At 63.7% G+C, this 8884-nt stretch carries 7 protein-coding genes; 3 read left to right on the top strand and 4 right to left on the bottom strand.

Annotated features, from left to right (window positions below):
* Nucleotides 1–123 (top strand): cupin domain-containing protein (locus B9A15_RS18720; protein WP_139798124.1); only part of this gene is annotated, 123 nt, incomplete at its 5' end.
* Between the two features lie 198 nt (nucleotides 124–321).
* On the opposite strand, the gene fdxA is transcribed toward B9A15_RS18720, so the two are convergent.
* From fdxA to B9A15_RS18700, 4 genes are all read right to left on the bottom strand, one after another.
* Nucleotides 322–660 carry a ferredoxin FdxA gene (fdxA, locus tag B9A15_RS18715; protein WP_084412052.1) on the bottom strand — a complete coding sequence of 113 codons (339 nt, stop codon included), beginning with the start codon at nucleotides 658–660 and terminating at the stop codon, nucleotides 322–324.
* A gap of 252 nt (nucleotides 661–912) precedes the next feature.
* A complete protein-coding gene (locus tag B9A15_RS18710; RefSeq protein ID WP_084412051.1) occupies nucleotides 913–1278 on the bottom strand; it encodes an RNA-binding S4 domain-containing protein in 366 nt (121 codons plus the stop codon).
* On the bottom strand, nucleotides 1268–4636 hold the full coding sequence (locus B9A15_RS18705; RefSeq protein ID WP_084412050.1) for a helicase-related protein: 3369 nt from the start codon (nucleotides 4634–4636) through the stop codon (nucleotides 1268–1270). The genes B9A15_RS18710 and B9A15_RS18705 overlap by 11 nt, the downstream gene beginning before the upstream one ends.
* A 107-nt stretch (nucleotides 4637–4743) precedes the next feature.
* The gene (locus B9A15_RS18700) at nucleotides 4744–5322 is read right to left on the bottom strand and encodes a phosphatase (RefSeq protein ID WP_139798484.1); all 579 of its coding nucleotides are present in this window, start codon (nucleotides 5320–5322) and stop codon (nucleotides 4744–4746) included.
* Nucleotides 5323–5989: 667 nt separating this feature from the next.
* On the opposite strand from B9A15_RS18700, the gene B9A15_RS18695 reads away from it, so the two are divergent.
* Both B9A15_RS18695 and B9A15_RS18690 read left to right on the top strand, forming a co-directional pair.
* Nucleotides 5990–6874 (top strand): DMT family transporter, encoded by an 885-nt coding sequence (locus tag B9A15_RS18695; RefSeq protein WP_084412048.1) that lies wholly within the window; start codon nucleotides 5990–5992, stop codon nucleotides 6872–6874.
* 284 nt (nucleotides 6875–7158) lie between these two features.
* The gene (locus B9A15_RS18690) at nucleotides 7159–8859 is read left to right on the top strand and encodes a methyl-accepting chemotaxis protein (RefSeq protein ID WP_084412047.1); all 1701 of its coding nucleotides are present in this window, start codon (nucleotides 7159–7161) and stop codon (nucleotides 8857–8859) included.
* Nucleotides 8860–8884 lie beyond the last annotated feature (25 nt).

Here is an 8884-nt window from a genome sequence, read left to right as displayed (position 1 = left end):
GGCTGCGTCCACCGGCTGCACAATCCCGGCAAGATCGACCTGAAGCTCATCGAGGTCCAGGTCGGCAGCTATACGGGCGAGGACGACATCGTGCGCATCGAGGATGTCTACGCCCGCAGTTGATGAGGGCAGCAGGCTCTCTGGATGGCGTACTCATGCCACCCAAAACGTGAAAAGCCGGCGCCCCTTCGAGCCGCCGGCTTTTGCCCAAACTCAATTCATACAAAATCCGTTTGATCGCTTCGCGATACGGAGTTCCAAAACGCTCAAGCGCCACGCGGGTTTTGATACGGAGCCCGACTGAAACAGTCGGATACCGTATCAGTCGCCGGAGCCCGGCTCGGCAGAGAAATACTTCTCGAACTTGCCTTCCTCGCCGTCGAACTTTTCGGCGTCTTCCGGCTGGTCCTTCTTGATGGTGATGTTCGGCCATTTGGCCGCATATTCCGTGTTGACCTTCAGCCAGTGGTCGAGGCCCGGCTCGGTGTCGGGCTTGATCGCCTCGGCCGGGCATTCCGGCTCGCAGACGCCGCAGTCGATGCACTCGTCCGGATGGATGACGAGCATGTTCTCGCCTTCGTAGAAGCAGTCGACCGGACAGACCTCCACGCAGTCGGTGTATTTGCACTTGATGCAGTTGTCCGTCACCAGATAGGTCATGCGGAATCCTCAAACTGTCGGGGCCGCGAAGGCGAGCCGCGGCCGTCCCTCATCACGCCGGTTTCCTGTTGAAGTCGAGGAAACCGGGATCGTCGCCGGCCTATATATTGTCTGCCGGTCGTCAGTCTTCGCGTGCCTAGACACTCCACGCGCGACTGACAAGAAAATTTCCTCTCACGCTTTGTGGGTTCGGCGCAAAGCCGTTCCGGCGTGATCGAAAAGGCTGGACGGAGCGGTGAAGTGTCCCGGTCTTCAAGCCTCGTCCTCAGCGTCCTCGCCGATCTCGGGCGCATCCTGTTCTGATGTCGCGATGTCGGGGGAGAGGTCGACATAGAGCCCTTGGGCCTCGCCCGGCGGGCCGCGCCGCTCGGCAAAGCCTTCGACCTTCAGGACCCGCACCCGGCCGCCATAGCTGACCGTCAGCACGTCGCCGACCCGCAGATTGCGGGCCGGATTGTCGATCTTGTCCCGATTGAGCCGCACCTTTCGGCCCTCGACGAGCTTCTGGGCGATGCTCCGCGTCTTCACGATCCGGGCAAAGACCAGCCATTTGTCGATGCGCTGAGCGCTTGCCGCCGGTTCCCCGGCAGCATCGCGAGAGACGGCCTTATTTGCCAAGCTTGTCCTTCAGCTGTGCGAGTTTGGCGAAGGGCGAATCCGGGTCGATGCGCTGGGGCTTGGCGTTGCCACCGCCCGCGCCGCCCTGAGTGCGGCCACCGCCTTGCGGACCCTTATGGCCGAAGCGGCGCTCGTCCTGCCGTTCGTCCCGATCCTTGTCGAAGCGCTTCTTGCCGCCGCCCTTGTTGAAGGGCTTTTGACCCGGCTTGCCATGCTGATGGCGTGGGGGCCGTTCGCCGCCTTCCGCGCCGCGGGCCGGGCGCTCGCCATCGCCGCCGCGCCGATCTGCCGGAGCGCCGCCCTGACGATGACGCGGACCGCCGTGACGCTGGCCACGGCCACCACGTTCGCTGCGGTTCTGGCGCCAGACGAGAACGGTCTTGGGCTCTTCCGGCTCCGCCGGTGCGCTCGTTTCCGTCTCGGACGTCACGGGGGCGTCCTCGCTCGATGCTTCGCTCGCCGCCTCGAGCGTGGTCGTCTCGCCCGAAGACACCGGTACCTCGTCGGCAGGCGCGGCTTCGCTGGGTGTCTCGTCGCTCGTTGAGCTTGCATCGGGCGTCTGAACCGCCTCGGACGTTTCGGCCATCGACAGCGCGTCCGTGGCCGTCTCCGCATCGGCAGCCGGTGCGTCCGTCACTGGTGACGGAGCCGGCTGAGCAGCAGTCTCGTCCCCGCTCTCGGCCGCAGGTGTCTCGTCTATAGCGCCTTCGCTCGCGGTTTCCGCGCTGGGTGCGGCTTCGGCCGATGCCTCGGTTGGGGCTTCGCTTGTGGCCTCGCCTTCGCTTTGCGATATGGCGGCCTTTTCGGCAGCGGCTGCAGCCGCGGCGGCGCGGTCGGCCTCGATCTTGGCCTGAGCCTCGGCATCGTAGCGCGCGATTTCGGCTTCGACGCTGGTGAGATCCTTCGGCTCGGCGCGATAGCCGAGACCCTTCAGGATCTCCTCCATATCCTCGGCGGTCGCGCCGAGGATCGACATCATTGGCGGCGTGACCAGAAACTGGCCGCCATTGTAGCCACCTTCCGGCCGCTTGCCTTCGCCGGGCTTCCAGGAGAGCGCCGGGCGGATCAGATCGGCGAGACGCTCCAGAATATCGATGCGCACGGCGCGCCGACCGAGCAGGCGATAGCCCGCCAGACCGTAAAAGACCGGGTCGAAGGACGTATCGGCGACGGCCGATGTGCGTCCCGTCGCCAGAAGGCCCGGCACTTCGCCATAGCCCGGCCGATCCTTGGCATCCTTGTGGACGGCAAAGAGCAGGGTGACGAGCCCGGCGGGGGCCGGCTTGATGAGAGCCGGCACGAAAATGTGATAGGCGCCGAAGCGCACGCCGAGCCGGCGAAGCGCCGCGCGCGACTGCTGGTCGAGGCCGCGCACGGTCTCGGACACCTCGCGGCGCTGCAGGAGACCGAAATTCTCATAGAGCTGGAAGGCGATGCCCTTGGCCGCGCCTTCGAGACCCTCGCCGTCCTTCAATTCGACCAGCGGCTTCAAGAGCGTGGTGATCTGATAGGCGATGAAGCGCTCGATCCGGGCAACGACCTTGTCGCGCGCGGGACCGGTCAGCTGATCGTCGGCCAGAAGGACGATCCGAGGCTTCAAAGGGTCGTCGCTTGCCGCCAGAACCCCCACAGGGGCGCCCAGCCAGCGCACGAGCCCGTCCGAGCCCAGCGCGAAATCGCCGTTGGGCGCATTGGCAAAGCGCTCGGCCCGCTTTTCGAACTCGCCAGCAAGGGCTTTTTGCGAAGCGGCACGCACCGCCTTGCCGTCCTGCCCCTCGGCGCTCGTATCGATCGTAAAGCGGAATCCCTGCAGCTCGCCCACGGCATGGCCCTCCACCATCACCGTCCCGTCGCTGCCGATCTCTGCTTCCATGAACGCGTTCTCTCTCAGCCGCCTCATCAAGACGCTTGTCCTGCGGTCTACGAAGCGTTTCGTCAACCGCTCGTGTAAGGCGTCGGAAAGGCGGTTCTCGATGTCCCGCGTCTTTTCCTGCCAGTGTGTCGGATCGGCCAACCATCCGGGCCGATGCGAAATATAGGTCCAGGTGCGAATTTCCGCGATCCGTTGGGAGAGCGTATCGATCTCGCCATCGGTGCGGTCGGCCCGGCGAACCTGGGTCGCCATATAATCCTCGGCGACCTTCCCGCGCGTGGCGAGGTCGGCATAGATCGTGGCGATGATCTCGGCATGCTGGGCGGGAGCGATGCGCCGATAATCCGGCAGCTTGCAGGCTTCCCAAAGAAGTTCCACCGTCTTCGGGCTCGTCGCCTTGTCCATGACGTCCGGCTCGCGGGACAGGAATTCGAGCGCCCGTTGGTCGACCGCCGGCAGGGCCTTGGCGAGTTCGCCCTGGGGTGGGGCGGTGTCGAGACTGGCCTTCAGGGCGTCGACGGAGGAGAAGTCGAAATTCGACGAGCGCCATTGGAGAACGCGCACCGGCGCGAAACTGTGTCCCTCCAGGGCTTCGACGAGCTCGCCCGGCAGCGGATCGACCTGACCCGTCACACCGAAGGTCCCGTCGCGCAGATGACGCCCGGCCCGGCCCGCGATCTGGCCATATTCGGCCGGTGTCAGCTGGCGAAACTGGAAGCCGTCATATTTCCAATCTTGCGCGAAGGCGACGTGATCGACGTCGAGATTGAGGCCCATGCCGATGGCATCGGTGGCGACCAGAAAATCGACCTCGCCATTCTGGTAGAGCTCGACCTGGGCGTTGCGCGTGCGCGGACTGAGTGCACCGAGGACGACGGCCGCCCCGCCGCGCTGGCGCCGGATCAGCTCGGCGATCGCATAGACCTCGTTGGCCGTGAAGGCGACGATGGCCGTGCGGCGCGGCAGGCGCGTGATCTTCTTCTGGCCCGCATAGGCAAGATGCGACAGGCGTGGACGCGTCGTCGTCTGAATGCCGGGCAAGAGCTTGGCGAGAACGCCCGCCATGGTGCCCGAGCCGAGCAGCATGGTCTCCTCATAGCCGCGGGCATTCAGAATGCGGTCGGTGAAGATGTGGCCGCGTTCGAGATCGGCGGCGAGCTGCACCTCGTCGATGGCGACGAACGCCGTGCCCGGCTTGCGCGGCATTGCCTCGACCGTACAGACCGAATAGCGCGCATGGGGCGGGGTGATCTTTTCCTCGCCGGTGACGAGGGAGACATGGGCCGCGCCCACCCTTTCGCAGACCCTCGAATAGACCTCCCGGGCGAGAAGCCTCAAGGGGAGGCCGATCGTTCCGGACGAATGGGCGACCATGCGCTCGATCGCAAGGAAGGTCTTGCCGGTGTTGGTCGGCCCGAGAACGGCGACGAGACGGGCGTCGGTGGATCGGGGCGCGGCCGGCGCTGCGGCAGGATAGAGGCTCATGAGCTCGTATATAACAAGTCGTCCGGCAATCTGCAGGGCGGTTGTGCCATCCAGAACGGCGAATGGTGCCCCAGCGGTAAATGTCCGCCTCCAGGGCCCAGCTGACGCTATTCGCCGGCGATGCGGCGGCGCAGCGTGTTGCGACCCGGCACGAAACGCGCGGCGGCGGCAGCTTTCAGCTGGCCGTCGAGTCCCAGCACCTTGTCGAAAAGGGCGATGACCAGGGACTGGGGATCGGCCGGTTGACTACAGGCGGGGCTGAGCGCCTGGGCCGCCTCGGCCGGAGAAAGCCGGTCCGCCAGAAGGCCGAGGCCCATGGCCGGCGCTCGTCTCACCCCTTGCAGCCCGTGGACCAGAAGCCGGCCCTCGGCCGGAATGGCGCGGGCGAAAGCCAGGCAACGTCGCACCATGTCTTCGTTCGGGGCATCCGTATCCTTTGCCGACTCCACATCGGCGAAACTGACGACGAGATGACGCTCTTCGGGAAAGCCCTTGGGACCGAGATTGGCGCGGCCGGGCGTCAGGATCGAGAGAATGTGGGTCGGGGCGATCTCCTCGACGAGGCGACGGGCCTCCGATTGACCGCGCACGACGAGTTCGGCGGAAAAGCGCTCTTGGGCAGGCTGTGCGGCTTCCTCGCTCGCAACATCGTCGGGCGAGAGGCCCTGCGCCATGGTCTCGGACATCTCAGCTCTGTCCATTTCCGGTCCCGATCCGAAGCGCTTTGCCGAACATAACTCTGCGCAAGCGTGACATTAAGCCGACGAATTGCTCCGCGGCAATCGATCTCAATCGATCTCAATCGTACTCGAGCGTCGCACGGAGGGTCGTCGGGTCCATATCGACCTGCCGAAACACCTGAGCGAAGGCAGCCTAACAAAGTCCTTGCACCTTAGATACGCCCATTGACTGTCTCTGGTTTCACGCGCTCCCCCATAGGCATTTGGCGTCTGAACCTATGATGAAGAAAAGCTATCGCAGCTGTTCGCCGGATCGGATGGAGCCGACTTTTTTTTAAAGCGGCCGATTTTTTTCGCGTCATACCGGAACCAAGCTTTGACGGCCCCGTTGTTCAGGCACCCCCAAGCGATCATCCCCCTCGATCGCACCCCGCAGAATGAAAAAGGACGGCTTCCCCTCGCCGTCCTTTTTCATGATCTCTCGGACCTTGCGAGCCCGCCTGCTGGCAAATCATTTCGTCTAGAGTTGCATTTTTCGCATCTCAGCTATGCAATTTTCAGATGGCTCCATCTGGCGAATTCTCGGCCTGGTGCTGGGCAGCGCCCGGCCTCTTCGTTAAAGCTCGCCCCGCGCCCCGTTCCGCGCCGCCCGCAAAGAGCCGATCCTCTCCCCATGCAGACCGGAATCCTCCTGGCCTTTCTTGCCTATTTTGTCTTTGCCTGCGGCGATGCCGCCCTGAAGGCGCTCGGTCCGAGCCTGCCGGTCTATGAGATCGGCTTCTTCGTTTCGCTCTTTGCCTTTCTGCCGGCGCTCTTCACCAAGCGTCCCGAGGATTCCTGGGCCGATACGTTTCGGATCGCCAATCCGGGCCTGATGGCGCTGCGGATGGCCTTCGGCGCCGGTGGTACGATCGCCGGCATCATCGCCTTCACATCGCTGCCGCTCGCCGAGGCTTATGCCCTCATCTTCCTTCTGCCGATCTTCGTGACCGTCTTTTCGCGGATATTCCTCAAGGAGGATATCGGCTGGAAGCGCTGGAGCGCCGTCGTCGTCGGCCTCCTTGGCACGCTTCTCGTCGTGCGGCCGGGCTTTCAGGCCATCCTGCCGGGCCATTTCGCCGCCATCGCTTGTGCAGCCTGCGGTGCGGGCACGGTCCTCGTCCTCAGACGCATCGGGGCGAGCGAGCGGCGGATCACCATTATTGGCGCGGTTCTCGTCGCCTCGGCGGCGCTGAACGGCGTCCTGATGCTGTGCGATTTCAAGATGCCCGGCGCCGATATATGGTGGCTGCTGGTCTTTGCGGGACTGTGTTCGGGCCTCGGCCATACCGGTCTCGTCTTTGCGACGCGTCTCGCCTCGGCCGCCTCCGTCGCGCCGACCCAATACAGCCAGATCGTCTGGGCGACGGTGCTGGGCGCCGTCTTCTTCGCCGAATACCCGGATGCGATCGCGCTTGGCGGCATGACGCTTGTCGGTCTTTCCGGCCTTTTCACCTTCGTGCGGGAGAGAAAGAAGACGCCCTGGCCGAGACGCACGCCTCTGGTTCGCAATCGCTGAGGCCTTTGCTCGCCTTGTGGCGTAAAGCGAAACGGTATGGCGGCTCTTCCCGATGCCCAGAGGATATCGAGCGCTCCTCGTCATTCGTCGCATTCGCCTCGGATAGACACCGGCTTTCGAGCGTGGGGAGACGGCGCGGACCGATTCCAAAGTCTTATCCGACGATCGCCTCTTCAAGCTCAATGGACACAATTGTTCGCGTACGATTCAAGTTTCCGCAAGGGCGGGGGTTTATCAGTGAGATTGAAAAATCACTCATGATCCATCGATTGCGGGGGTGCTCCATGTCCTTCTTTTCGACCGATAAGACGGTTGCCGATCTTGTCCTTAAAGCCTTCTCGCGGTCCCAGGCGATCATCGAATTCAAGCCGGACGGAACGATCCTTTCGGCCAATGAGAATTTCTGCCGGGCCGTCGGCTATGCGGCATCCGAGATCATTGGCCGTCACCATGCGATCTTCGTCTCCGAAACGGAACGTGAGAGCGCGGAATACAAGGCCTTCTGGGCGAAGCTGGCCAAGGGTGAATTCGCCACGGGCCGCTATCTGCGCATCGCCAAGAGCGGTGCTCCGATCTTTATCGAAGCCTCCTATAATCCCATTCTCGATCGTCGCGGGCGCGTCTTGAAGGTCGTGAAGATCGCCAGCGATATCACCGAGACGCGGATACGCTCGATCGAGGCCGATGCGAAACTCGATGCGATCGGCCGCGCCCAGGCGGTCATCGAATTCACCGTCGATGGGACCATTCTCAGCGCCAACGAGAATTTCCTCAAGACGCTCGGTTACGAGCTCTCCGAGATCGTCGGACAGCATCACCGGATGTTCTGCGAACCGGATTATGTGCGTTCGCCGAGCTATGCCGATTTCTGGCGGCGTCTGGGTGAGGGCGAGTTCTTCTCAGCCGAATATAAGCGCGTCGGCAAAGGTGGGCGCGAGGTCTTCGTCCAAGCCTCGTACAATCCGATCTTCGACCTGGAAGGCAAGGTCTCGAAGATCGTCAAATACGCGACCGACGTCACCCCCCGCGTTCGGGCCGTGGCCGAGATCGGCGACGGGCTGGAACGGCTGGCCGATGGCGATTTGAGCCTGCGGCTGACGCGGCCCTTTGGATCGGAGCTCGACACGTTGCGCGACAATTTCAATCGCTCTTTGGAAACCCTGTCCGCCGCGCTCGGGCAGGTTCAGGAAGCGGCAAGCGTCATCGATGGGGCGACAGCCGAGATCCGCGTTGCCTCCGACGATCTGGCGAGACGCACCGAGCAGCAGGCCGCGGCGGTCGAGCAGACGGCCGCGACGACGGAAGAGCTGACTCGGGCGGTCGCCACCACGGCCGAGCGGGCGCGTGACGCCGGAGACGTCGTCGACAGCGCCCATCGCCAGGCCAAGGACTCAGAGGTGGTGGTTCGCGACGCGGTCAGCGCCATGGATGCGATCGCGGCCTCCTCCAAGGAGATCGGCCGGATCATCGACATGATCGAGGAGATCGCCTTCCAGACCAATCTGTTGGCGCTCAATGCCGGCATCGAGGCGGCACGGGCCGGAGAGGCGGGACGCGGCTTTGCCGTCGTGGCTCAAGAGGTTCGAGAACTGGCGCAGCGCTCATCGAACGCCGCCAAGACAATCAAGGATCTCATCGAACGCTCAGGAAATCAGGTTCGCAACGGCGTCGATCTGGTGGGCAAGGCCGGAAACGCGCTCGGCCTGATCGCGACGGGGATCACCTCGCTCCAGACCAATATCCAGACGATCGTCGAGGCCAGTCAGTCGCAACATATGGGGCTTGCCGAGATCAATGTCGCGATCGGCGCGATCGATCATGGGACCCAGCAGAACGCCACCATGGTCGAGGAGGCGTCGGCCGCCTGTCACAATCTCGTTGGCCAGAGCAACGAACTCTCCGAGCTTCTCGGCCGGTTCCGGCTTGTGGAAGCCGAACGCCGAGCCCCTTCGCGCCACTGGGCCGAGACGTCGCTCGCGGCCTGATACGGGATTCGGCTGATTCAGGCTA

Source organism: Fulvimarina manganoxydans, from assembly GCF_900176465.1.
GTDB lineage: Bacteria > Pseudomonadota > Alphaproteobacteria > Rhizobiales > Rhizobiaceae > Fulvimarina > Fulvimarina manganoxydans.
This window is presented reverse-complemented; position numbering and strand designations above follow the sequence as displayed.